The sequence below is a fragment of the Pseudomonas sp. SIMBA_068 genome (assembly GCF_046534705.1).
In the GTDB taxonomy this organism is placed as follows: domain Bacteria; phylum Pseudomonadota; class Gammaproteobacteria; order Pseudomonadales; family Pseudomonadaceae; genus Aquipseudomonas; species Aquipseudomonas putida.
Genome location: NZ_JAWRYI010000087.1, coordinates 1 through 400, shown reverse-complemented (window position 1 = coordinate 400; position 400 = coordinate 1). Strand labels below are relative to the sequence as shown.

Below are 400 nucleotides of genomic sequence, written 5' to 3'. Positions count from 1 at the left end.
GCTGCGCTGACGGTGCTGCGGGTAAACCGCATTCAGGGAGAGCGGGGGCGGCAGATAGTCGTCCAGCACGGTCACCAGTTCACCGCGTTGCAGGGCTGTCTCAACAATAAAGGCGGGTAACAATACCAGTCCTAAGCCTGCCAGTGCGGCATCACGCAGGACCTCGCCAGTGTTACTCACCATCGGTCCCTGAACCGCCAGCCACTTGGGTTTACCATTGACCTGCAGTTCCCAGCCATTCTGACCTTCACGTCCGTAGCGCAGACAGGCATGTTGCAGCAAGGCTTCTGGCTGCTGCGGCACGCCTGCCCGTTCCAGATAGCGGGGGCTGCAGCAGATAACCCGCTTCAGCTCGCCGAGCGGACGGGCAATCAGCGTGGAATCAGCCAGCGTACCGATG

The 400-nt window shown here is 61.2% G+C and carries 1 protein-coding gene; it reads right to left on the bottom strand.

Annotation, left to right across the window (positions count from 1 at the left end):
- The coding region (locus SB756_RS28285; protein WP_410912802.1) for a substrate binding domain-containing protein at positions 1–400 on the bottom strand (400 nt) is incomplete at both ends.